We start from the raw sequence: 24693 nt of genomic DNA, 5'->3' as shown, positions 1-24693 counted from the left end.
CATTAACGGCCAAGGTGTCGGACCAGGATTCGGGGGCCCGTCCGCATGTTTCAGATCATCGGCATCATTGTGCTGTTCGCGATGGTGTTCGGCAGTTACCTGATCTCAGGCGGGCGGATGGACGTCATCACCCACGCCCTGCCGCACGAGATGATGGCCATCGGCGGCGCCGGGGTCGCGGCGTTCCTGATCTCCAACTCGATGACCACCATCAAGGCGACGGGCAGCGGCCTGGCCAAGGTGTTCGCCGGCCCGAAGTGGAAGGCGTCGGACTACAACGACCTCCTCAGCCTGCTCTTCCTGCTGACCAAGACGATGAAGTCCAAGGGCGTGATCGCCCTGGAGAGCCACATCGAGAACCCCAGCCAGAGCTCGATCTTCTCGCGCTTTCCCAAGGTGATGAAGGACCACTTCGCCGTCGACTTCATCTGCGACACCCTGCGGATGATGACGATGAACCTGGAGGATCCCCACCAGGTGGAAGACGCCATGGAGAAGCAGCTCGAGAAGCACCACCACGAGGCCCTGGCCCCGGCCGGCGCGCTGCAGAACCTGGCCGACGCCCTGCCGGCGCTGGGCATCGTCGCGGCGGTGCTGGGGGTCATCAAGACCATGGGCTCGATCACCGAACCGCCGGAGGTGCTGGGCGCGATGATCGGCGGTGCGCTGGTCGGCACCTTCCTCGGCGTCTTCCTCGCCTACGGGCTGGTGGGCCCGATGGCCTCGCGGCTGAAGAACGTGGTCGAGGAGGAGCACTCCTACTACAAGATCATCCAGTCGGTTCTGGTCGCCCACCTGCACGGCAACGCCGCGCAGATCTCGGTCGAGATCGGCCGCGGCAACGTGCCTTCGGAATCGCAGCCGAGCTTCCTGGAGCTGGAAGAGGCGCTGTCGAACATCCCGGCCGAGGCGTGACCGCAGGTTGCGGACCACAGCCGAAAATCGTGAAAAAAGTGATCACGGGCCCGTGAATAAACCCCTTGTCCGGCGCGCGAACCGCGGCATAGTCGATCTCGCGTCCGTGATCTGATCCCTCCTCGCTCCGGCCTCACGGACGCGGAGGGGCAGGTCGCGCCAAGGGCGCAAGAACCCGACCTCAAGGGAACCCAGGGATCATGACCTCCGAAACTCTCCGCAAGCTGCTCGTCGCCGGCGCCGCCATGGCCGCGCTCTCCGTCGCCGCCTGCCAGCAGAACGCCGAAAAGGCCGAAGAGCCGGCCGCTGAAGCTCCGGCCGCCGACGCCGCCGCGACCGCTCCGGCCGCCGACGCCATGGCGACCACCCCGCCGGCCGCCGACGCCGCTGCGACCGCTCCGGCCGACGCCGCCGCCGCTGGCGCGGCCGCCGGCGCCGAAGCTGGCGCCGCCGCCGGCGCGGAAGCCGCCACGACGGCTCCGGCTGCCCCGGCTGCTCCGGCCGCGGGCCACTAAGCCGACCCACGCTTTCGCGTGTTCGGGAGGGCCGCCCTTTGGGGCGGCCCTTTTCGTTTATGAGGAGCCCATGAGCGCGCCCGACGGCCCATCGCCGCTGACCTGGACCGAAGACGGCCAGCCGCGCTCGCGCCTGTTCGGAGACGTCTACTTCTCCGCCGAGGACGGCCTGGCCGAATCCCGGGCCGTCTTCCTGGCCGGATGCGGCCTGCCGGACCGCTGGGCCGGCCGGCGACGTTTTGTGGTCGGCGAGCTGGGCTTCGGGACCGGCCTCAATATCCTGGCCCTGCTGGACCTGTGGGGCCGCGCGCGCCCGCCGGGGGGCCGGCTGCACGTCTTCACTATCGAGGCCCATCCGCTGGCGCGGGCCGAGGCGGCGCGCGCGCTGGCCGCCTGGCCCGAGCTTTCGCCGCTCTCCGACCGGCTCGTCGCGCAGTGGCCCGGCAAGGCCCGGGGCTTCCACCGGATCGAGCTGGCCGAGCTCGGCGCCGTGATCGACGTCGCCCACATGGAGGCGGCCGAGGCGCTGGCCGCCTGGACGGGCCGGGCCGACGCCTGGTTCCTCGACGGCTTCGCACCGGCCGCCAACCCGGAAATGTGGCGCCAGGAGGTGCTGGACCTCGTCGCGGCCCGCTCGGCGCCCGGGGCGCGGGCGGCGACCTTCACCGTCGCCGGCGCCGTCCGGCGGGGACTGCAGGCGGCCGGGTTCGGCGTGGACAAGCGGCCCGGCTTCGGACGCAAGCGCGAGCGGCTGGAGGCCGCGCTCCCCGGCGAGGCCGTCGATCCGGCGCCGCGCCGCGTGGCCATCGTCGGCGCGGGGATCGCCGGGGCCTCGGCGGCGCGGGCGCTGCGGGCGCTGGGCGTCGAGCCGCTGGTGATCGAGGCCGAAGCGCCCGGGGCCGGCGGCTCGGGCAATCCTGCGGCGCTGGTGACGCCGAGGCTGGACGCCGGGCTCGGCCCCCTCGCCGCGTTGTTCGCGCAGGCCTGGGCGCGGGCGATCGAGCTCTACGAGGCGCTGCCGGGTGCGGTGATCTCGCGCGGGGTGCTGCAGCTCGCCGCCCAGCCCCGGGACCCGACGCGGTTCGAGAAGATCGCCGCCTCGGACCTCTTCGACCCCGGCGCGCTGACGGTGCTCGGCCCCCAGGCGGCCAGCGCGCGGCTTGGCGAGCCTGCGCCCGTGGCGCTCGACCAGGCGCCGGCCCTGGTGATCGCGCCGGATGCGGCCCTGGCGGCCTGGCTCGGCCCCGTCCGGCGGGCCCGGGTCGCCCGCCTCGAGCGCAGCGGTCAGGGGTGGCGGCTGCTCGCCGACGACGGGGCGCTGATCGGCGAGGCCGAGCAGGTGATCCTCTGCGCCGGGCTGGCCAGCCGCGCGCTCGTCCCCGGCCTGCCGCTGTCGGCGGTGCGCGGCCAGGCGAGCTGGGCGCCGGGCGTGACGCCGCCCGCCGCCGCCGCCTGGGGCGGCTATGTGCTCCCCACCCGGGACGGCGGTGCGCTGTTCGGCGCGACGCACGACCGCGAGGACGAGGCCTGCGACCTTCGCCCCGGCGACCACGACCGCAACCTGGCGCAGCTGCGCGCCGCCCTGCCGGGCCTGGCCGCGCAGGTGGACGGCCGCCCGCTCGAGGGTCGCGCCTCGGTGCGGGCCGTCACGCCGGACCGGCTGCCGATGGCCGGCCCGGTCGCCGGAATGGACGGGCTGCACCTGCTGACCGGGTTAGGCTCGCGCGGCTTCGCGCTGGCCCCGCTGCTGGCCGAGCAGGTGGCGGCCGCGGCGCTGGGCGCGCCCTGGCCCCTGCCCGCCCCGCTCGCGGCGCTGGTGGATCCCGAGCGGTTCTCCCGGCGGGCCGCACGCGGGGCGGGCCCCGGTCCCAGATAAAGAAAGGGCGCCGCCCCCACGGGGAGCGGCGCCCGATCCAGTCTCGCTTGGAGGCCTAGAAACGCTTCTTCAGGCCGACCACGAACACGCGGCCCAGCGGGTTACCGCTGCCCGGGTCGTAGTTGTACTGGGTGCCGATCGCGAAGGGCGGATCGGTGTCGAAGATGTTCTGGATCCCCAGGGTGCCCGTGGTGTTCCAGGGCAGCTGAGCCGTGTAGGTCAGGTCGTGCTGCCAGTACTCGTCGATCTTCGTGCTGCCCCGAACGTTGGTGGCGATCGCGATCGAGGTCGGCTCGCTGTGGACGGTCGAGGACACGTGCCGCACCTGCCAGCGCAGGTTGTGGATGTCCCGGTTCCAGTTCATGTAGGCGTTGGCCCGCAGCTGGTTGTAGCCGGTGAAGACCGAGGCGCGGTACTTGCCCACGCGGTCGATCTTGCCCGAAGCCGTCGGCACCCCTTCGATCTCGTACGGGGACTCGTCGTACTTCAGCAGCCAGGTGCCGTCGAAGCCCGCCTGCAGCTCGCCGCCCAGGACCTCGCCCACGTCGAAGTTGGCCTGGAAGTCGATGCCCGACGTCTCGATGGCGCCGCCGTTGATGTACTGCGTGCGGTACGAGAGGATCTTGGCGCGGTTGACCGGATTGCCTTGGACCATCGAGGTCGGATCGCAGGGCGAGGTCAAGGTCAGCCGCGCGAGAACCGCGGCCGGGCCGCAGCCGCCCGCAGTCGGCATCGCAAGCGCGATCAGGTCGGCGGTGGCCTCGCTGGTCAGCGGATCCTCGAAGTCGAACTGCCAGTAGTCGATGGTGGCGTTGAAGCGGTCGAAGGTGAAGATCACCCCGAAGTCGAGGGTCTTCGCCGTTTCCGGCTCCAGGTTCGGGTTGCCGTAGAGGTCGTTGGCCCGATAGGTGCCCGAGGCGTTGGTCAGGCCGCGGTCGAAGTCGGTGGTGGTGAGCGTGGCCAGCGGCGCCCGGTAGGTGGAGCCGATGGCGCCGCGCAGCGCCAGCCAATCGGTCGCCTGCCAGCGCACCGAGAGCTTCGGATTGAAGGTCTCGTCGAACCCGATGTAGCGCTCGTAGCGGCCGGCGATGGTCGCTTCGAGGTTGTCGGTGATCGGGATCCGCGCCTCGCCGAACACCGAGGCGATCTCACGCGAGACGTCGGACGGCAGGTTGTTGGCGTTGAACAGGAACGGACCGGTGCCGGTGGTCGGGCACGGCGGCAGGCCGTCGCCGAACGGCGGGCTGTCCACGCAGGGCGTGGCCACCGCCGAATACAGCGCATCCGGGCTCTCGATGTAGCGGTCGTAGCGGTACTGCGCGCCGGCGGCCCAGGCGATGGTGTCGTCGGTCCACAGGCTCCAGCCGGTGTCGCCATTGAAGATGGCGTCGGCGACGAACAGCCGGGTGGTGTTCGTCTGGTACTGCTTCTCGATCATCCAATCCATGATCGCGGCGCGGTTGGCGACCGCGTCGTTGAAGCCCGGGATGGCGCTGGAGCCGATGTAGTAGGGGTTCGGCCCAACGTCCGAGAGGCTCTGCTCCATGGCGTTGGTGAACGGGTTGAACCAGTAGCAGCCCAGCGCCGCGTTGCCGGCGCCCGTGGTGAAGCCGGCCGTCTCTTCGGGGGTGCACTGGTTCGGATCGCCGGCCCGGCTGGCGTAGCCGCGCAGGCCGAGCTGCAGCCGGTTCACCGAGGTGTCTTCGAGGTTATAGCGGTAGTCGATCTCCTGGTAGGTCATCGACACGTCGAAGCCGATGTCCTTCCAGAAGGTGCCCTTGAAGCCGCCGACCACCCGCCAGGTGTCGGTGTTGTAGGTGTAGTGCGAGTGGCGGTCCGCCTCGTGCGCGGCGCCGGCGAAGCCGACGGGGCGCCAGGCGGTCTGGCTGGTGGCCACGCCGTAGAGGGCGGCGTTCGCCGCCTGGGCGCGCGCGGCGTTCAGCAGGGCGGCGCAGCTCGCCGCGTCGACGCCGTAGGGCAGGACCGAGCCGGCGCAGTTGGCCGAGTTGATCTGCGAGATCAGCGCCTGCAGGCCCGGGTTGTTGGCCGGGATGTAGAAGCGCGACTGCTCCGAGGTGCCGGTCGCCGGGATCGGCGAGGTGCCGCCGCCGGTCGAGGCGCCGGACGGGCGGATCGGGGTCGGATACTGGTTCGGACCGGTAAGCGCCCAGTGCTGCTGCGGCGTCTGGTTGCGGTTCCACAGGGCCTCGGCGTGGAACTCGATGTTCTCGGTGATGTCGAAGTTGATCTCACCGTAGAGGGTGTAGTGGTTCTCGTTTTCGACGAGGTTGTCGTACACCGTGTACTGGAAGTTACACGCCGGCGAGGTGCCCGGGACGGCGCCGCCGACCGTGGTCGAGCCCAGGATGTAGGGCGCGCCGCCGTTCGCCGCGCAACCGATGTCCATCAGGTTGCCGGTGAAGTTCGAGGTGTTGAAGCCCGTGTTCGGGTCGCCGCCCGGATTGGCAGTCGCCGTCTGGTAGAGCCCCGGGTTGCCGGTGCCGGCCCAGCCGCCGAGCGGGTTTTGCAGGTAGCCTTCCGGACCGGTGCGGATCGCCCAGTCGCGCTCGAAGATCGGCAGCTGCGAACGGGCGCGGTGGCCCGCCATGAACATCACGTTGCCGCCGTCGAACTGCTTGCCCCACAGGGCGCTGAGTTCGTAGTCGCCGTCCGAGCCGTCGATGAACTGGTAGGTGCCGTTCAGCTCCAGGCCGTCGAGATTGCGGCGGGTGATGAAGTTGACCACGCCGCCGATGGCGTCGGAGCCGTAGGTCGCGGCCGCGCCGCTCTTCAGCACCTCGACGCGCGAGATCGCCGCGGTCGGGAAGCTGTTGATGTCCACCGACCCGAGGGAGCGGGTGGTGGAGGCCACGCGACGGCCGTTGAACAGCACCAGCGTGCGGGCGCCGGTGACGGCGGAGTTGAGGTTCCGCAGGTTGATGGTGGCGGTGCCGTTACCGGCCCCGAAGCGGTTGTTCTCGCCGATCACCGCGCCCGAGGACGGGATCGTCTTGACGAACTGGACCATCGAGGGCGAGCCCCGCTTTTCCAGCTCCTGGGCGTTGACCACGTCGACCGGCAGGGCGGCGTCTTCGGGCGTGCCGGCGATGAATGAGCCGGTGACGACGACTTCTTCGAGTTCGGCGGCCTCGTCCTGAGCGGAGGCGGCCTGGGTGGCGCCGAATGCCAGGGCGACGGCCAGCAGCGATCCGCCGCAGAAATATCTGCTCTTCATAAGAATGTTTCCTTCCCCCTCAGAGCGCCGACCCAACTTCATGCAGGTCTGGCTTCTAGAGTGGGGGATAGATGAACGGCTCAATCGTAAAAATCTAGTCGCTATTGCGGGGGTTGTTCGGCGAGCCCCGTTCTATGCTTTATATTTTGACGTATCGGTGGTTTTCTGTGCGACTATACTTTTGACGCTGAAGCTCATTTGTGTCGCATCTGCAATGCCGCTGGTGCGGCGAAGGCGCGCCCGTCCCTCCCCTTCAGGGCGAGGGTGGACGCGGAGCAATGCGGAGCTGTCGGGCGGGGACTCATCGCCCCCTCGATGCGCCCGTCGTTCGGGCGCCCGGCCCCCTAAGAGCGGGAGGAAAGCGGACTCTGGCCCCGCCCTGACGGGCGGGAAGGGGCGCAAAAGAAAAGGGCGCCGCCCCCGGGGGAGCGGCGCCCGATCCAGTCTCGCGTGGAGGCCTAGAAGCGCTTCTTCAGGCCGACCACGAACACGCGGCCCAGCGGGTTACCGCTGCCCGGGTCGTAGTTGTACTGGGTGCCGATCGCGAAGGGCGGATCGGTGTCGAAGATGTTCTGGACGCCCAGGGTGAGCGTGGTGTCCCAGGGCATCTCACCCGTGTAGGTGATGTCGTGCTGCCAGTACTCGTCGATCTTCTCGGTGCTGCCCACGTTGCGCGCCAGCGAAATGGCCAGGGCCTCGCTGTGGACGGTCGAGGAGATGTGCCGCACCTGCCAACGGACGTTGTGGATATCCCGGCTCCAGTTGACGTAGGCGTTCGCCCGCAGCTGGTTGTACCCGGTGAAGAGCGAGGCGCGGAACTTGCCGACGCGATCGATCTTGCCTGAAGCCGTCGGGACCCCTTCGATCTCGTAGGGCGACTCGTCGAACTTCAGCAGCCAGGTGCCGTCGAAGCCGGCCTGCAGCCGACCCCAGAGCACGTCGCCGAAGTCCATGTTGGCCTGGAAGTCGATGCCCGAGGTCTCGATGGCGCCGCCGTTGATGTACTGCGTGCGGTACGAGAGGATCTTGGCCCGGTTCGCCGTGCCGGACGCCGCCGGATCGCAGGGGCTGGTCAGCGTCAGGCGCGAGAGCACCGCCGCCGGGCCGCAGCCGCCGGCCGTCGGCATGGCCAGGTTGATCAGGTCGGCCGTGGCCTCGCTGGTCAGCGGGTCGGTGAAGTCGAACTGCCAGTAGTCGACCGTGGCGCTGAACCCGCCGATGGTGGCGATCACGCCGAAGTCGAAGGTGTCCGCGGTTTCCGGCTCCAGGTTCGGGTTGCCGTAGAGATCGTTGGCCCGATAGGTGCCGCTGGCGTTGGTCAGGCCGCGGTCAAAGTCGTTGGTCGTGATGCTCGCCAGCGGCGCACGGTAGGTGGAGCCCACCGCGCCACGGATGGCGAACCAGTCGTTGATCTGCCAGCGGGCCGACAGCTTCGGATTGAAGGTGTCGCCTTGGCCGATGTACTCCTCGTAGCGCCCCGCCAGGGTGACCTCGAGGTTGTCGGTGATCGGGAAGCGCACCTCGGCGAAGGCGCCGAAGATCTCCCGAGACACGTCCAGCGGGCTGTTGTTGGCGTTGAACAGGAACGGACCGGTGCCGGTGGCCGGGCAGGTCGGGATCCCGTCGCCGAACGGCGGGCTGTCGACGCAGGGCGTGGCCTGGGTGCTGTAGAGGTCGTCCGGCTGCTCGATCTGACGGTCGTAGCGGTACTGGACGCCGGCGGCCCAGGCGATGGTGTCTTCGCCCCACAGGTTCCTGCCCGTGTCGCCGTTGAAGATCAGGTCGGCGACGAACAGCCGGGTGGTGTTCGTCTGGAACTGCTTCTCCACCATCCAGTCGAGCAGCGCGGCGCGGTTGGCGACCGCCTCGTTCAGGCCCGGGATGGTGCTGCTCGAGCCAACGTAATAGGGGTTCGGCGGAACCTGCGAGAGGCTCTGCTCCATCGCGTTGGTGAACGGGTTGAACCAGTAGCAGCCGAGGGCCGCGTTGCCCGCGTTCTGGGTGAAGCCCGCCGTCTCCTCGGGGGTGCACTGGTTCGGATCGCCGGACCGGCTGCCGAAGCCCCGAAGGCCCAGCTGCAGTCGGGTGACCGAGGTGTCCTCGAGGTTATAGCGGTAGTCGATCTCCTGGAAGGTCATCGAGGCGTCGAAGCCGATGTCCCGCCAGAACGTGCCCTTGAACCCGCCGACGATGCGCCAGGTGTCGGTGTTGTAGCTGTAGTGCGAGTGCTTGTCGGCCTCGTGGGCCGCGCCGGCGAAGCCGACCGGACGCCACGCCGTCTGGCTGGCCGTCACCCCGTAGGTGCCCGCGTTGACGATCTGGCTGCGCGCCGTGGCGAGGCCGACGGCGCAGGTGGCCGCATCGACGCCGTAGGGCAGCACCGGACCGGAGCAGGTGGCCGCGTTCACTTGCGCAATCAGCGCCTGCAGGCCCGGGTTGTTCGGCGGGATGTAGAAGCGCGACTGCTCCGACGTGCCCGTCGCCGGATAGGGCGAGGTCCCGCCGCCCGGCGAGGCGCCGGAGGCGATCAGCGGCGTCGGGTACTGGTTCGGACCGGTGAGCGCCCAGTGCTGCTGCGGCGTCTGGTTGCGGTTCCACAGCGCTTCGGCGTGGAAGGTGATGTCTTCGGTGATGTCGAAGTTCACTTCACCGTACAGCGTGTAGTGGTTCTCGTTTTCGACGAGGTTGTCGTACACCGTGTACTGGAAGTTACAGGCCGTCGGGCTGACGATCGCCGTGGTCAGGGCGTAGGGCGCGCCGCCGTTGGCGCCGCAGCCGATGTCCATCAGGCTGCCGCTGAAGTTGGCGAAGGTGAAGCCGGTGTTCGGGTTCCCCTGCGGCGGCGGAATGTTGACCGTGACGCCGCCGGTCGTGACCGTCGGGACGTAGGTGTTGTACAGGCCCGGGTTGCCGGTGCCGGCCCAACCGCCGAGCGGGTTCTCCAGGTAGCCGGCCGGGCCCGTGCGGGCCGCCCAGTCACGCTCGAAGATCGACAGCTGCGAGCGGGCGCGGTAGCCGGCGTAGAGCATCACGTTGCCGCGTTCGCCGCTGTAGCCCCACAGGCCGTTGACGTTCCAGTCGCCGTCGGAGCCGTCGATGAACTGGTAGGTGCCGTTCAGCTCGAAGCCGTCGACGTCGCGGCGGGTGATGAAGTTCACGACCCCGCCGATGGCGTCGGAGCCGTAGGTCGCGGCCGCGCCGCTCTTCAGCACTTCGACCCGGCCGATCGCGCCGGCGGGGAAGCTGTTGATGTCCACGGATCCGAGGGAGCGGGTCGTCGAGGCGACCCGGCGGCCGTTGAACAGCACCAGGGTCCGGGCCCCGGTGACCGCGGAGTTCAGGTTCCGCAGGTTGATGGTGGCGGTGCCGTTACCGGCCCCGAAGCGGTTGTTCTCGCCGATCACCGCGCCCGAAGACGGGATGGTCTTGATCAGCTGGACCATCGTCGGCGTGCCGCGCTTCTCCAGCTCCTGGGCGTTGACGACGTCCACCGGCAGGGCCGCGTCCTCGGGCGTCCCGGCGATGAACGAGCCGGTGACGATCACCTCCTCGACCGTGTTGTCGGCTTGCGCGCTGGCCTGACCGGCCAGGACGAACGAGGCGACGACGGCCAAAGCCGAGCCGCTGCAGAAATACCTGCCCTTACGCATTTGGTTTGTTTCCTTCCCCCTCGCGGAGTCGAGCCGGCCGTCTGGCGCGGTGGCTTCGACGCTTGAGTAACCCTCCGGCTTGACCACGGAGCTGGTTAAGTTGTCAACGCCGTAACATGTCGCTGTTCCGTCAACTTTCGCCGCGGGCGGTTTCGTCCCGTCGCCCCGCCCGGATTGAGCGCCGACATACCAGGGCGTCGAAAATCCCGCGCGCCGCCTGCGAAGGGCCGCCGTACGGGTCCTTCGAAACAGGGTGACGCGGCGTCAACCGGCGGGAATCCTCACGCCGGATTTCCAAGTGTTGCATCAGAGCCGCGGTGGCGAGATTTCTCCGCGGCCAAAAAGAAAGCGCCGCCGGCGGGGCCGGCGGCGCTTGGAAGCGGGTCGGGGGCGGGACGCCCCCGGGGAATCAGAACCGCTTCGTCAGGCCGATCTTGAAGTACCGGCCCAGCGGGTTGGCGGTGTACGGGTCGTAGCTCAGGTCGTAGCGCGCGAACGGCGGCTCCTCGTCGAACACGTTGATCACCGCGGCCGTCAGGGTGACGTCCCAGGGCAGCTCGCCCCGATAGGTGAGGTCGTGGGTGACGAAGGAGTCGATCTTCGCGCCGGCCGCGACCAGGCCGCCCGTCACCGGGAAGCCGCTGGTGCCGAGGCCGAAGATGTTGGTCCCGCCGAACGAACCGTTCCGCGTGTCGATCATGTTGTCGATGTAGCGGATGGTCCAGCGCACGTTGTGCGCGCCGGTGTTGTACTCGGCGTAGACGTTGCCCCGCCATTGCGGCTGCGAGCCGTGCGTCAGGTCGGAGTGACCGGCGTAGTCGTTGGCGGGGATCACCTCCACGCCCTCGACCATCATCGCGCCCACTTCGTACTCGAACACGTAGGTGACGTCGGCGCCGACACGGACGCGACCGCCCCAGACGTCGTCGAAGCGCGCCACGATCGAGCCGTCGAGACCCGAAGTCTGGATCTCGGCGCCGTTGATCGTGTTGACGCGGGTCCGGGCCACGTTGGCGGCCGTGCAGCCCGCGCCCGGGCCGATCGGCGTCGCCGTGGCGGCCGTGAACCGGGCCAGGAAGGCGGCCGGGAAGTTGCACCCGCCCTGGATCAGGGTGGCGAACATCCGGGTGCCGGACTCGTTGCCGATGGGGTTGCCGAAGTCGAAGCGCCAGTAGTCGAGCGTGGCGTTCACCGGACCCATCTCGAAGATCGCGCCGAGGCTGAAGGTGTCGGCGGTCTCAGGGTCGAGGTTCGGGTTGCCGAAGACGTCGTACGGCCGGTAGCCGCCCGCTTCGCTGGTGAACGTCAGGTTGGTGGTGGCGTCAGGCAGCAGCTGGGCCTGAGGCGGCGCCCGGAAGGTGCTGCCGGCGGCGGCGCGCAGGGCCAGCCAGTCCGTCGCCTGCCAGCGCAGGGCGATCTTCGGATTGGTGGTCGAGCCGACGTTGCCGCCGTAGTCCTCGTGGCGGAGGGCCAGCTGCATGTCGATGGTGTCGGTGAACGGCACCTGCAGTTCGCCGAAGACCGCCCACACCGAGCTGTCGAACGCCTGGTTGGTCAGGCCGCCGAAGAAGCTCAGCGGGCCGAACTGCTGGCTGGTCGGGCAGTTGGTGACGCCTTCCTCGATGCACGGATTGATGTCCGCGTTCGAGATGTTGTTCACCCGGCGCTCGAAGCCCTGGACCCGGTACTGGGCGCCGAGGGCCCAGCCGATGTCCCCGCCGGCCAGGTTCAGGCTGTCGAACTTGCCGTTCACCACCGCGTCGGCGACGAACAGGTCGGCGCGCGAGTTGTAGCCGTAGTCCTCGAACATCCAGTCGGCGACTTCACGGCTGTTGGCCTGCGCCGCCGGCGAGCCGGCCACGTAGTTCGGGTTCACCTCGCCGGTGGCCGCGTTGCGCGCGATGCCGGTGGAGAACGGGTTGAACCACATGCAGGGCCCGACGCCCGGCGTGCCGGTGGCGGGGTTGCAGCCCGGGCCGCCCAGGCCGCGCAGGGCCAGCTGCAGGCGGTTGGTGACGATGTCGGGCGTGGAGATCTCGCTCTCGTTGACCGAGTAGGTCAGCGCCACGTCCCAGCCGATGCCGTTCTCGAGCTCGCCCTTGAAGCCGCCGCTGACGCGCCAGCCTTCGAAGTAGCGGCGGTCGTGCTTGGACTCGCCGGTCAGCGGGTTGCCGCCGGCGCCGTAGGGACGCCAGGCCAGGCCGGTGGTGATGATCCCGCGCAGCGGCGAGGCGGCGATCTGCGCCTGCTGGGCGGCGGTCAGCTGCGGCAGCAGGGCCTGCAGGCCCGGGTTGGTCGACGGGATGTAGAAGAAGCCGGGGACCAGGGCGCCGGCGCTGGCCGTCGGGCTCGTCACCGGGGCGTAGCTCGGCGAGGAGTTTTCCCGCGGCACGTCGTGGCTGGCCCACAGCGCCTCGCCGTGGAACTGCACGCTGTCGGTGAGGTCGAAGTTCACCTCGCCGTACAGCTGGTAGTGGTCTTCTTCCTCGATCAGGTTGTTGAACCGGCCGAACTGGAAGTAGCAGGTCTCGCCCGAGGCGGCGATGCGCGGGTCGTTGCCGAGCGCGGCGCAGTTCGGGTCGGCGAAGCGGGTGGTGGTCGGGAAGCCCGCCGCCGCGTTGCCGGGGATGAAGTAGGCGCCCGGGTTGCCGAAGCTCGACCAGCCGCCGCCCGGATTGACGTCGAAGTCCGGCATCGCGAAGTCGCGCTCGGTGACCGGCAGTTCGTCACGGTGACGGTAGCCGGCCGACAGCAGCACGCTGCCGCGCTCGCCGCGCCAGCCGTAGTTGGCGAACATGCTGTACTCGCCGTCCGAGCCGGGGATCAGGCTGTACTGGCCGCCGACTTCGAAGCCGTCGAGCTTCTTGGTGATGAAGTTGACCACGCCGCCGATGGCGTCCGAGCCGTAGGTCGCCGCAGCGCCTTCCTTCAGCACTTCCACACGGCCGATGGCCGAGACCGGGAACAGGTTGATGTCGATGCCGATGCCGGCCGCCGGGGAGGGGGCGACGCGGCGGCCGTTGAGCAGCACCAGGGTGCGCAGCGGCCCGAGGCCGCGCAGGTTGACGTTGCTGGTGCCGGTCGACTGGCCGGCCCGGAACTGGTTGGTCTCGCCGGCCACGCCCTGCACCGCCGGGATCGACTTGATCAGGTCGGTGGTCGAGGGCGAGCCCTGACGCTGGAGTTCGTCGGACGAGATGACGTCGACCGGCAGGGCCGCGTCCTCAGGCGTGCCGGCGATGAACGAGCCGGTGACGACGACCTCTTCGACTTCGGCGACGCCCTCGTCCTGGGCGTAGGCCGTCCCGGCGAGGCCGAGGCTCAGGGCGACGGCGAAAGCCGATCCGCTGCAGAAAAATCTGCTTCTAGTCATAAAACACTATCCCCTCTGAAACGCTTCCAACTCCCGCCACGTACGCGCCTCGTCAGGACGCTTTGCGGGCGCGGCTATGTCCCTCCGATCAAGTTGCAATGCCAGTAAAGGGATCAAGCAGACATCAAAGTTTTGCAGAGTGATGCGATGCAGCAACAGTTCAATTGTTTTGACGTAACTGGCAAAACAAGCGTTTTATGCAGTATTTATGCATCACGTTCTTTGACTTTTCTGTCAGAAAGCGCCGGTCGGCCACCGGCGCTCGGCGCGCGCTCGCCGCCCTCAGCGCACCCGCAAAAAGAAGCCGCCGCCGGCGAGCGGCGGCGGCGAAGGGCCCGGGACGGCGGTCGCTTCAGAACCGCTTGGTGACGCTCAGCTTGAAGGTGCGGCCGAGGGGGTTGGCCGTGAACGGGTCGTAGCCGAGGTCCAGCCGGGCGAACGGCGGGTCCTGGTCGGTGAGGTTGCGGATCGACAGCACCGCCGTGGTGTCCCACGGCAACTGCACCCGATAGGTCAGGTCCGCCGTGAAGAAGGAGTCGATCTTCCGCCCTTCGCTCGACTTCAGGACTGTGCCGCCGGTCTCAGTGAACAGCACGTTCGGCGGATAGGGGTCGGTCCGCTGGTCGATGTAGCTGTCGATGTAGTTCAAGGTCAGCCGCAGGTTGTGGATGTCGCGGGTGTATTCGGCGAACATCGAGGCCTTCCACTGCGGCACGGGGACGATCTGGGTCTGGTAGTTCAGCCGGTTCACGCCCTCGAAGGCCGGACTGACGGTGACGCCCTCCACGACCGTCTCCTCGACGCTGTACTCGCGCACGAAGGTGAGGCTGCCGCCCAGCCGGGCGTTGCCGCCCCACAGGTCGTCCACGTCGTAGTTGAACAGGGCGTCGATCCCCGAGGTCTTGATCCCCGGTCCGTTGATCCAGCCGGTCGAGATGCGGGCCAGCGCCGCCGTGCTGCAGACCCCGCCCTGGAAGGTGAAGCGCGTCTGCAGGGCCGCCAGGGCCGGATCGCCGCAGCGGGACGGCGCCCCCGTCGGGAACAGGGTGGAGAAGATCGGCCCCACCGGCTCGGTGACGATCGGGTTCTCGAAGTCGAAGCTCCAGTAGTCCACCGTGGCGTTGAAGTTGCCCATCTCGAAGATGGCGCCGACGCTGTAGGTGGTCGCCGATTCCGGCTCCAGCTCCGGGTTGCCGAGGATGTCCACCGCCCGGAAGGCGCCGCCCAGGAACTGCAGCGTCGTCGCCTGGCCGGGATCGAGCGCGGTGAGCGGCGGCGCCCGGAAGGTGGTGCTGACCGAGGCGCGCAGGGCGAACGGGTCGATGACCTGCCAGCGGACCGACAGTTTGGGGTCGAAGGTCGAACCGCCCAGGTCGCCGTAGTCCTCGTAGCGGGCCGCCAGCTGGACCTGGAAGGCGTCGGTGAACGGCAGGCTGAGCTCGGCGAAGCCGGCCCAGGCGTCCCCCTCGAGGTCGGCCGGGAAGGCCCCGCCCAGGAACATGAAGGGCCCGTTGCGGACGGCGCAGTTCAGGGTGCCGGTGACCGGGGTGTCGACGCAGGGCGTGGCCTGCAGGTTGGTGAGCTGGTCGTACTGGCCCTCGAAGAAGTTCTTCCGGTACTGCGCGCCCACCGCCCAGCCGACGGCCCCTCCCCCGAATTCCCACGGCAGCTGGCCGTTGAACACCAGGTCGGCGACCAGCATCCGGGTCGTCAGGTCCGCGGTGGTCGGCTGGAAGAACCAGCGGATCAGCTCGGGGTCGTTGGCGACGGCGGCGTTGAAGCCGGGGTTGGTCGCCCCGGTGATGGCGTTGGCGGGGATTGAGTTGGAGAACGGGTTGAACCACTGGCACCCGCCGACCCCCGGCGTTCCGGTCGCCGGGTTGCAGCCCGGCCCGCCGAGGCCGCGCAGCGCCAGCTGGAAGCGGCTGACGACGGTGTCGTAGCCGATCCGGACCAGGTTATCCTCCATGTAGGTCAGGGCCGCGTCGTAGCCGACGCCCGCGAAGCCCAGCTCGCCCTTCAGGCTCGCCGAGATCCGCCAGCCCTCGTGCTCGCGGCTGCCGCGCGAGGACTGGTCGCCGAACAGCGGGTTGCCCCCCAGGGACAGGGGCCGGAACAGCGCGCCGGGGAAGTAGGCGCCGACCACCGGCGCGGTCACGCCCGGCGCGACCGGCACGCCGGTCGGCAGCGCGCCGGGGTTCTGCTGCGAATAGAGGATGTAGCCGGGGTTGTTGGCCGGCACGAAGTAGCCGGCCCCGAGCCCGGGCGAGCCGGCGATCGGATTGGTCGCCGTGGTCGGCACCTGCAAGGCCAGGTAGGACGGCGAGGTCGCCCATTCCGGCACGTTGGTGTGGGCGTAGAGCGCCTCGACGTGGAACACCGTGGTGTCGGTCAGGTCGACGTTCACCTCGCCGTAGATCTGGTAGCGGTCCTCCTTCTCCACGATGTTGTCGTAGGGCGTGTAGTTCCAGAAGCAGGCGGCCGTGCCGAGGGTGGCCGGCGGCGTGGGGGCGGTGAAGCTCGGCACCCCGCCCAGGGGCGCGCAGCCCACGTCCCGGCGCCCGGCCGCCCCGAACGCGAAGGACGTCGCTCCCGTCTGGATGATCGGGAAGAAGGTCGTGACGGCGTTGCCCGAGGACCACCCCGTCTCGGGACTCTCGAAGTAGCCGCGCTGGGCGAAGTCGCGCTCGCGCACCGACAGCTCGGAGCGGTGCTGCCAGCCGGCGGTGACCAGGGCGTTCGCCGTATCGCCCACCCAGCCGAAGACGAGATGGCCGCCGTAGTCGCCGCCGTCGGAGCCGTCGATGTGCTCGTAGTAGGCGTTGACCTCGAGGCCCTCGAAATTGCGCCGGGTGATGAAGTTCACCACCCCGCCGATGGCGTCCGAGCCGTAGGTGGCGGCCGCGCCCTCCTTCAGCACCTCGATGCGGCCGATGGCGGCGGTGGGCAGCAGGTTGATGTCCGGCGAGCCGGCGCCGATCGGGGCGGGAACCAGCCGGCGGCCGTTGAACAGCACCAGGGTGCGCGCCGAGCCCAGCCCGCGCAGGTTCACCGTCGCCGCCCCTTCGGAGCCCTGCGCGCGGGCGTCGAACTGGTTGGTGTCGCCGAGCACGCCGTTGGAGACCGGCAGCTGCTTCATCAGCTCGACGGTGGACGGCGAGCCCTGCTTCTGCAGGTCGTCGGAGCTGATCACGTCGACGGGCAGGGCCGCATCCTCCGGCGTGCCGGCGATGAACGAGCCGGTGACGACGACCTCCTCGACCTCCGTGCCCTGCGCCGCCGCCCCGCCGCCCGTGGCGAGGGCGAGGATGAGCGCGAGCGCCGAGCCGCCCGCCAGCTGATTGGTCCTGGACATCGATGCCTCCCTGGCCGGTCCGCGACTTTTTGACGCGAACGTTGTTTTTCGAGAGGCTTGCGCCGCAAGCGGGCGCCGCGCCAGCCGTTACGCGACTCGCGGGTGCAAAGTTTTCTAGCTGTCGCCAGGGCGCCACAGCACTGATTATCAAAGGAGAAGCTTGACCATTCTAGTTGGTGGAATGGTCAAGGGCGGACTGTCCGCGGCGGCTGTCCGGCCTGTGCGGGCGACTCCAGCTTGACTGTAGCCGGGACATCGAAAAGTCTCGGCCCCTGGGGGTTCCACCAAGTCGGAGGACGGGCCATGGCCCACAAGTTTGAGATCTACAAGGACAAGGCCGGCGAGTTCCGCGTCCGCTTCAAGTACAACAGCGAGACCATCTTCTCGACCGAAGGCTACAAGTCGCGGGCCTCGGCGGAGAACGCCATCGCCAGCATCAAGAAGAACGGCCCGGAAGCCCCGGTCGAAGACGCCAGCGTCGCCTGACGCCCTCGGGCGGCCGCAGGCCCTCCCGGGCCGCGGTCGCCCGCCGCCGGCCCGGAAGCCCCGGTCGAAGACGCCAGCGTCGCCTGGCCTCCAATGACAGACCGCACCTCATGAGCCCTGCCGAACGCGGGGCCGCCGGCGCGACGCCTCGCCGATCGCGGGAATAGAGGAAAAAGGCTTAAGGCTACCTGGGGTATGGAAGCTGCTTTGCAGCAGCCGCCGGGGGAGCAGGTGGTTTCGAACTCCGTGCCGTTGGAGGCCGTGCGGTCCACAGCGGAACGCGTCGTGCAGCTCGCGACGGCCGTCTACGACGGCTACGGCGCCGACGTGGTCTGGCGCGAGTCCGGCAGGTTCTCCCGCACCAAGCCGTTCAAGGGCGACATGAGCCGGCGCTTCCCCAGCCGCTACGTCATGTCGACGCGCGAGCCGCTGTGGATCGCCGACTTTGAGACCGATCCGGTCGCCATCCAGCATCGGCTCGCCCCGGCCAGTCCGAAGGTGAAGGCCTTCGTGGGCGTTCCCATCCTCAGCCAGGGCCAGGTGCTGGGCGCGCTGATCGCCATCGACCTGAAGGTGCGCCCGTATGACGAGGCGGTTCGCAGCCACTTCGAGGCGCTCGCCTCGCTTCTGGGCGACGACTACACGCGGGCGAACATGGCCCTGGAGCTGGAGACGACCGCGGCCCAGATGCGCGAGGCGCTGGACGAGACCGCGCGGTCGGAGCGGCGCCTGCGCCTGGCGACCCGCCTGGCCGGCATCAAGGTCTGGGAGCTCGACCACACCCGGCAGGAAGCCTTCCGGCTCAACTCCAGCAAGGGCGCGGGCGACTACGAGACCGCGACCCGGACGCTGTGGGATCCGGTGCATCCGGAGGACCTGCCGCAGGCCCTGGCCAAATGGGACGCCCACCTGGCCGGGGGGCCGCCGTTCCAGGTCGTGCACCGCCACATCCGCCAGGACGGCGGCATGCACTGGGTCGAGAGCCTGGCCGAGGCCGTCCGTGACGAGACCGGCCAGGTGGTCGGCTTCGTCGGCGCGGTGCGCAACATCGACAAGGAGAAGCGCAACGAGCAGGAGCTGATCGACGCCCGCCTGGCCGCCGAGGCCGCCAACGAGGCCAAGAGCGCCTTCCTCGCCACGGTCAGCCACGAAATCCGCACGCCGCTGAACGGCATCCTCGGAATGGCCCAGGCCATGGCCCGGGACGAACTCCCCGAGCTGCAGCGCGAGCGGCTGGCGGTGGTCACCCAGTCCAGCGAAAGCCTGCTGGCCATCCTCGACGACGTCCTGGACCTGTCGAAGATCGGGGCCGGCAAGCTCGAACTCGAGCAGGTGGCGTTCGAGCCCGCCGCCGTCGCCCGGGCGGTGCGCGCGACCTTCTCCGCCGTCGCCGCGGCCAAGGGCCTGGCCCTGGACCTGGAGGTCTCGCCGGCCGCCGAGGGCGCCTACCTGGGCGACCCGGCCCGGCTGCGGCAGGTGATCGCCAACCTGGCCTCGAACGCGGTCAAGTTCACCGACGCCGGACGGGTGCTGATCGCCCTCGACCGCGCCGAGAACGGCCTGCGCCTCTCCGTCGCCGACACCGGCATCGGGATCCGGCAGGACCGGCAGGCGCAGCTGTTCGAACCCTTCGTGCAGGCCGACAGCTCGACGACCCGTCAGTACGGCGGCACCGGGCTTGGGCTCTCCATCTGCCGTGAGATCGTCCGGCTGATGGGCGGCGACATCTCCGTCGAGAGCGCGCCGGGACGGGGCTCCACCTTCCACGTGACCCTGCCGATGACCTACCTCGGCGAGGGCGAGGTCGTCCCGGCGCCGGCGGCCGCCGCGCCCGCCCCGGAGATCGGCGCCGTGCGGATCCTCGCGGCCGAGGACAACGCGGTGAACCAGCTGGTGCTGCAGACCCTGCTCGGCCAGTTCGGCGTCCAGCCGCACATCGTCGGCAACGGCGCCGAGGCGGTGGCGGCCTGGCGGGCCGAGGCGTGGGACGTGATCCTGATGGACGCCCACATGCCGACGATGGACGGGGCCGAAGCGACCCGGGCCATCCGCGCCGAAGAGGCCCGCACTGGCCGCCCCCGCACGCCGATCATCGCCCTCACCGCCAACGCCCTCAGCCACCAGGCGAAGGAATATCTGGACTGCGGCATGGACCTGGTGGTGGCCAAGCCGATCCAGGTCTCCAAGCTGCTGGAGGCCATCGCCCTGGCCCTGGCGCCCGGCGCCGACCGGCGCGCCGGCGCGGCCTGAGACCGCGCCGGCGCCTCGGCGCCGCGTCAGGCCGTCGTCGCCGTCGGGCGGACGATGATCTCGTTCACGTCGATCTCGGGCGGCTGCTCGATGGCGAAGCGGACGGCCCGGGCGATCGCCTCGGCCGGGATCGCCTTCTTCCGGTACTCCTCGATGAAGGCCGCCGTCTCCGCATGGGTGATGGTGTCGGCCAGCTCGGACTCCGTGACGCCCGGCGAGACCACGCTCACCCGCACCTTGTCGGTCTCCTGGCGCAGAGCCTCGGAGATAACCCGCACGGCGAACTTGGTCGCGCAGTAGACCGCCGCTGAGGGGATGATCTGGTGGCCGGCGGTCGAGGCGATGTTGACGATCTGGCCGTGGCCCTGCGCCTCCATCACCGGCAGCGCCGCGGCGATCCCGTGCAGCACGCCGCGGATGTTGACGTCGATCATCTGGTCCCACTCGTCGACCTTCAGCGCCGCCAGCGGCGACAGCGGCATCACCCCGGCGTTGTTGACGATCACGTCCACCCGGCCGAACCGCTCCCGCGCCGCCTCCACGAAGGCCTTCACGTCATCCCGGGAGGTGACGTCCAGCCCCTTGGCCATGGCCGTTCCGCCCGCAGCCTCGATCTCGCGCTTGAGGCTCTCCAGCCGCTCCACGCGGCGGGCGCCGATCACCACGGTCGCGCCGGCCGCCGCCAGCTCGCGCGCCGTCGCCTCGCCGATGCCGCTGCTCGCGCCCGTCACCAGCACCACCTTGTTCGCAACTTCAGTCATGGCCGTCTCCTTGTTGGCGAGGAGACAGATGCGCCCTCTGGAGGATCGGGCGTTAGAACGGTCCTCCGCGGTTCTTGCCCGATCCTCCAGGACCTGGCCCGACGCGCTTGCGCCGCGCGCGGGCGCGTGGGAGGCAGTCTCCATGGAGCAATTGGCCTCTCTCATCGCCCGCCACGCGCCCGAGGACGGCATGCACGACATGCCCATTCCTGGCCTGGCGCTGATCCGCTACGCCGGCCCGACCGACAGGGTGCCGACGCTTCACCAGCCGGCCCTGTGCATGATCGCGCAAGGCGCCAAGGTGGTGATGCTGGCCGATGAGGCCTACCGCTACGATCCGGCCACCCACCTGGTCATCTCGGTGGACCTGCCCCTCACCGGCCAGGTCATCGAGGCCTCGCCCGAGAGGCCCTACCTGTGCGTGCGCGTCGACCTCGACCCGGCGCTTCTGAACGAGCTGATGCTGCAGCAGCCGCCGGCGCCGGGCGGCGAGAGCGGCCGCGGCCTGCATCTGGCCCGCACCACCCCGGAGCTGGCCGACGCCGTCGCCCGCCTCGTGCGCCTGCTGGAGCGGCCGCAGGACGGGCCCGTGCTCGCCCCGCTGATCCGGCGCGAGATCCACTACCGGCTGCTGACCGGCGACCAGGCCGGCGTCGTCCGTCAGATCGGCAGCCCCGACAGCCGCCTCTCGCAGGTGAACCGGGCCATCGCCTGGATCCGCGCCAACTTCGACCGCCCGGTCCGCATCGAGGCCCTGGCCCGCGAGGCCGGCATGAGCGCCTCGGCCCTGCACCAGCACTTCAAGGCGGTCACCGCCATGAGCCCCCTGCAGTACCAGAAGCAGATCCGCCTGCAGGAGGCCCGCCGGCTGATGCTCGGCGAAGCCCGCGACGCCCAGGCCGCGGCCTTCGAAGTCGGGTACGAAAGCCCGTCGCAGTTCTCGCGGGAGTACGCCCGGCTGTTCGGCGCGCCGCCGGCGCGGGACGCAGCGCGGCTGCGGGCAAGCGGAGCGGTGGTGGCGGGGGTGTAGGGGACTCTACAACAGCGGCCGCCAGAGGATCAGCGCCACCGCGGCGACGCCGACGGCCGTAACGCCCGTCAGCAGGACGAGCACTGCGCTGGTCACGCCCTGCGCCAGCCAACCGCGCTGGGACCTGGCCCAGAAGTAGAGCTCCAGCACTGCCAGGGGAACGAGGTACGAGCCGAACGCCCACGCCTTGGCAGGGGCGCCGTCAGGCCCGAGCGAGCCGCCCAGCGCACGGTTGACGACGATCGCGCCGATCAGCCCCACGCGCAGGAACCAGACCCCATTGACCACGAGGAAGAGCCGCAGCGCCCAACGGCGATGAGCGGCGATGTTCCGCGACACGGCCGTGCGCCAGGCCAGGGCGGCGGACGTCAGGATCAGGGCGGCGTTGAGGGTGATCGGCAGCCAGGTCATGACCCTCGTCAGGTCGCCGCGCGCGAAGACGAGGTACAGCCCACCCGCCGCGGCGGCCGCGCCGCTGATCAGGAACAGCCGTCCGTTCCATCGATGGAATGCAGGCGCCCGCGCCCTGACCTGAGGAAGCAGCTGCAGCGTTCCGGAAAGCGTCACCAGCGCCGCCAGGAGAACGTGGGAGGCGAACACCAGATTGCCGGCCACGTCGCCGGCGACGTGGCCATGGACGAGGAGCTTGTTCCTGTTCCACTGCGCAAACTCGCCCGCCAGCGTCGCTGGCCCATAGAAGGCGGCGATGTAGTAGACGAACGCCCATTGCCCGATCAAAGCCACGGACACCCAGAGGACGGCCGATCCGCTCAGGACCAGGCTCGCCCCGCCGGCCCGCGATGTGGTGGTGTTCACTGCCCGCACTCAGTAAGTTTCGATCTCACGGCAGGCTATGCCTGACGCGGCTGAGGGCCATGACTGGCGGCGCCAAAACATGATCGCGGGTTGCAAGGGGCGGCGCGGCGGTGCCTGAGGCCACGGTCGCTGCGGGCTATCCCAAGGCCCTGCTGGATTTCGCGGCGACGCGCGGCGTTTCGAAGACCACGCTGCTCGAAACGTCGAGGATCGATCCGGCCGACTTGTGCAGCCAGGACAACCGGGCGCCCCTGGGCGGCTACCTGGCCATGCTCGACCTTGCGGTGAGCCTGTCAGGCGATCCGGCGTTCGCGCTCAAGTTCGGCGAGGGCGTCAGGATGCAGGATCTCAGCATTGTCGGCCTCATCGGGCAGACCGCCGAGACGACGGGCGAGGCGAGCGAGCAGATCGCCCGATACGCCCGCCTTGTGTTCGACGAGACCGGCGACGGCGCAACCCGCCTGAGCGGCGTCGTCCGCGAAGGCGGTCGTGTCTGGATCGCCCATCCCGGGCCCCAGGACAGTCCGCACTTCGCCGAAGCCAGCTTGGCGCGATCGGTGACGGGAGCCAGAGCCCTCCTGGCCACGACGCCCTATTTCCAGGCCGGCCGCTTCCCGAGGGCGGTCCACTTCGTCCATGCCGCACCGCCGCACGCCGGCGAGTACGAGCGGATCTTCAGGGCGCCGGTGGTCTTCGGGAGCGACAGGAATGCGCTCCTGGTGGACGATGAGTTTCTGTCGATCAGGCTGCCGACCTCCAGCCGCTATGTGTTCGGCATCTTCAGCGACCGGGCCGAAGCCCTGCTGAATGAGTTGGAGACCGCCATATCGATGCGCGGCCGGGTCGAAGCCATCCTCATGCCGATCCTCCACAAGGGCGAAGTCCGCATGGCGAAGGTCGCCGGCGCCCTGGGCATGAGCCGACAGACGCTCCACCGCCGGCTGAAGTCGGAGGGCGTCAGCTTCGAGCTGGTCCTCGACGACCTGCGCCGCCGGATGGCGATCAGCTACCTGACGCGCAGGAAGGTCTCGGTGAACGAGGCCGCTTACCTGGTCGGCTTCTCCGACCCGGCGGCCTTCTCCCGCGCTTTCAAACGGTGGACGGGACAGCCTCCGTCGTCCCTGCTGCGCGAGCGTTGAGCGGGCGAGAGCTCCGCGACCGTGCCCCCGATCTTGAATTAGCCGTTGCTCATCGATTAGTTTCTACTAATGTATCGGCGGACTTCCGAGCACGGAGAGAAGACGTGAGCGAGGCCTACACCGGCGGCTGCGCCTGCGGCGCCGTGCGCTACCGGATCGGCGGCGAGCCGCTGTTCCAGCCGCAGTGCCAATGTCGCGACTGCCAGCGGATGAGCGGCGCGGGCCACGGCTCGTACCTGACCTTCCCGCGCGGACCGAACGTGACGCTCGAAGGCCGGGCCCAGGAATGGCGCTTCGCCGGCGACAGCGGGAACGTGAAGACGCGCGGCTTCTGCCCGACCTGCGGCTCGCCCGTGTACCTGACGTCCGTGGCGATGCCGGACCTGTTCACCGTCCACGCCGGAAGCCTCGACGATCCCGGCCGGTACAGCCCGCAGGCGGTGATGTACCACTCGAGCGCCCTTGCCTGGGACCACCTCGACCCCGCCCTGCCGAAGTTCGACAAGCTGCCGCCGGCGTAGATCGCCCCTTCGGCGGCGGGGAGTGGCCTGGGCCCGCCGAAATGGGGCGAACCTGGCGCCGAGTTGGGGGTCGAGTTCGCCGGCCGCCGCCTATGTGATCAAGCTGAAGTCCGGATGCGCCGGACGCGGCTGTGGCCCCGAGGCTTGAGATGCGGTGGAAGCCTCTTCGAGCGGGAGCCCTGGCGGCGTCGAAACTTTTGTTTTTCAGGGGGAAGGGATGGTGGACGCGGCTGGGATTGAACCAGCGACCCCTACGATGTCAACGTAGTGCTCTCCCGCTGAGCTACGCGTCCGACCGGATCGTCTCCCCTAAGGGAGCGGGAAGCGGGGATATAACGGGGCGCCCCCGCGGGCGCAAGCTGGCCGTTGGGCCAAGCGTCAGGCGGCGACCATCCGCTCCACTTCGGAGACGATCTCGCGCAGGTGGATGGGCTTGGAGAGCACCTTGGAGCCAGGGGGCGCCTGGTCGCCGGCGGCGAGGGCCACGGCGGCGAAGCCGGTGATGAACATGATGCGCAGGCCCGGGTGGCGGGCGGCGGCCTGGCGGGCCAGCTCGATGCCGTCGACGCCGGGCATGACGATGTCGGTGAGCAGCAGGTCCCAGTCCTGGTCGAGGACGGCCTGGGCCTCCTCGCCGTCGGCGCAGGAGACGACCTCGTAGCCGGCCCGCTCGAGGGCCCGGGCCAGGAACCCGCGCAGGGAATCGTCGTCTTCGGCCAGGAGGATCCGGGGCATGCTGGGTCCGCGTTGTAGGAAGATCGGACACTACCA

General features: G+C 69.5%; 15 protein-coding genes and 1 tRNA gene. 8 read left to right on the top strand and 8 right to left on the bottom strand.

All coding sequences use genetic code 11. The annotated features are described in order from the left end of the window. Positions 1 to 45: 45 nt before the first annotated feature. The 3 genes from motA to mnmC1 all read left to right on the top strand — a co-directional run bounded on the left by motA (position 46) and on the right by mnmC1 (position 3306). A complete protein-coding gene (motA, locus tag ACFSC0_RS10870; RefSeq protein WP_377282914.1) occupies positions 46 to 915 on the top strand; it encodes a flagellar motor stator protein MotA in 870 nt (289 codons plus the stop codon). A 200-nt stretch (positions 916 to 1115) separates the two neighbouring features. Further along, complete coding sequence (locus tag ACFSC0_RS10865) at positions 1116 to 1430, top strand: hypothetical protein (RefSeq protein ID WP_377355145.1); 315 nt, start codon at positions 1116 to 1118, stop codon at positions 1428 to 1430. A 70-nt stretch (positions 1431 to 1500) separates the two neighbouring features. Further along, positions 1501 to 3306, top strand: a complete 1806-nt coding sequence (mnmC1, locus tag ACFSC0_RS10860) for an FAD-dependent 5-carboxymethylaminomethyl-2-thiouridine(34) oxidoreductase MnmC1 (protein WP_377282915.1) — start codon at positions 1501 to 1503, stop codon at positions 3304 to 3306. Positions 3307 to 3361: 55 nt separating this feature from the next. Here mnmC1 and ACFSC0_RS10855 read toward each other — a convergent pair whose 3' ends face one another. The 4 genes from ACFSC0_RS10855 to ACFSC0_RS10840 form a co-directional block, all read right to left on the bottom strand. Next, entirely contained in the window at positions 3362 to 6541 is a 3180-nt protein-coding gene (locus ACFSC0_RS10855; RefSeq protein ID WP_377282916.1) for a TonB-dependent receptor domain-containing protein, read from the bottom strand. A 458-nt stretch (positions 6542 to 6999) separates the two neighbouring features. Beyond that, on the bottom strand, positions 7000 to 10191 hold the full coding sequence (locus ACFSC0_RS10850; RefSeq protein ID WP_377282917.1) for a TonB-dependent receptor domain-containing protein: 3192 nt from the start codon (positions 10189 to 10191) through the stop codon (positions 7000 to 7002). Positions 10192 to 10600: 409 nt separating this feature from the next. Further along, positions 10601 to 13564, bottom strand: a complete 2964-nt coding sequence (locus ACFSC0_RS10845; RefSeq protein ID WP_377282918.1) for a TonB-dependent receptor domain-containing protein — start codon at positions 13562 to 13564, stop codon at positions 10601 to 10603. A 352-nt stretch (positions 13565 to 13916) separates the two neighbouring features. Beyond that, the gene (locus tag ACFSC0_RS10840) at positions 13917 to 16919 is read right to left on the bottom strand and encodes a TonB-dependent receptor (RefSeq protein WP_377282919.1); all 3003 of its coding nucleotides are present in this window, start codon (positions 16917 to 16919) and stop codon (positions 13917 to 13919) included. Positions 16920 to 17222: 303 nt separating this feature from the next. Here ACFSC0_RS10840 and ACFSC0_RS10835 point away from each other — a divergent pair, with 303 nt between their 5' ends. Together ACFSC0_RS10835 and ACFSC0_RS10830 are read left to right on the top strand one after the other, a co-directional pair. Further along, positions 17223 to 17405 carry a YegP family protein gene (locus ACFSC0_RS10835; RefSeq protein WP_377282920.1) on the top strand — a complete coding sequence of 61 codons (183 nt, stop codon included), beginning with the start codon at positions 17223 to 17225 and terminating at the stop codon, positions 17403 to 17405. A gap of 285 nt (positions 17406 to 17690) precedes the next feature. Next, a complete protein-coding gene (locus ACFSC0_RS10830; protein WP_377282921.1) occupies positions 17691 to 19655 on the top strand; it encodes an ATP-binding protein in 1965 nt (654 codons plus the stop codon). Positions 19656 to 19681: 26 nt separating this feature from the next. Here ACFSC0_RS10830 and ACFSC0_RS10825 read toward each other — a convergent pair whose 3' ends face one another. Further along, on the bottom strand, positions 19682 to 20416 hold the full coding sequence (locus ACFSC0_RS10825) for an SDR family oxidoreductase (RefSeq protein WP_377282922.1): 735 nt from the start codon (positions 20414 to 20416) through the stop codon (positions 19682 to 19684). Between the two features lie 142 nt (positions 20417 to 20558). On the opposite strand from ACFSC0_RS10825, the gene ACFSC0_RS10820 reads away from it, so the two are divergent. Next, positions 20559 to 21446, top strand: a complete 888-nt coding sequence (locus ACFSC0_RS10820; RefSeq protein WP_377282923.1) for an AraC family transcriptional regulator — start codon at positions 20559 to 20561, stop codon at positions 21444 to 21446. Between the two features lie 6 nt (positions 21447 to 21452). Here the strand turns inward: ACFSC0_RS10820 and ACFSC0_RS10815 are convergent, their stop codons facing one another. Then, positions 21453 to 22262, bottom strand: coding sequence for a DUF2306 domain-containing protein (locus tag ACFSC0_RS10815; RefSeq protein ID WP_377282924.1), 810 nt, complete (start codon positions 22260 to 22262; stop codon positions 21453 to 21455). 110 nt (positions 22263 to 22372) lie between these two features. On the opposite strand from ACFSC0_RS10815, the gene ACFSC0_RS10810 reads away from it, so the two are divergent. Together ACFSC0_RS10810 and ACFSC0_RS10805 are read left to right on the top strand one after the other, a co-directional pair. Further along, positions 22373 to 23401 carry an AraC family transcriptional regulator gene (locus ACFSC0_RS10810; protein WP_377282925.1) on the top strand — a complete coding sequence of 343 codons (1029 nt, stop codon included), beginning with the start codon at positions 22373 to 22375 and terminating at the stop codon, positions 23399 to 23401. A gap of 104 nt (positions 23402 to 23505) precedes the next feature. Beyond that, the gene (locus tag ACFSC0_RS10805; RefSeq protein WP_377282926.1) at positions 23506 to 23922 is read left to right on the top strand and encodes a GFA family protein; all 417 of its coding nucleotides are present in this window, start codon (positions 23506 to 23508) and stop codon (positions 23920 to 23922) included. Between the two features lie 218 nt (positions 23923 to 24140). On the opposite strand, the gene ACFSC0_RS10800 is transcribed toward ACFSC0_RS10805, so the two are convergent. Both ACFSC0_RS10800 and ACFSC0_RS10795 read right to left on the bottom strand, forming a co-directional pair. Then, a tRNA-Val gene (locus tag ACFSC0_RS10800) sits at positions 24141 to 24215 on the bottom strand. 85 nt (positions 24216 to 24300) lie between these two features. Further along, complete coding sequence (locus ACFSC0_RS10795) at positions 24301 to 24657, bottom strand: response regulator (protein WP_377282927.1); 357 nt, start codon at positions 24655 to 24657, stop codon at positions 24301 to 24303. Positions 24658 to 24693 lie beyond the last annotated feature (36 nt).

Origin of the sequence: Phenylobacterium terrae (assembly GCF_042681205.1) — a bacterium.
Lineage (GTDB): Bacteria > Pseudomonadota > Alphaproteobacteria > Caulobacterales > Caulobacteraceae > Phenylobacterium > Phenylobacterium terrae.
The sequence above is the reverse complement of the archived record's forward strand: the minus strand, read 5'-3'. Positions and strand labels throughout refer to the sequence as shown.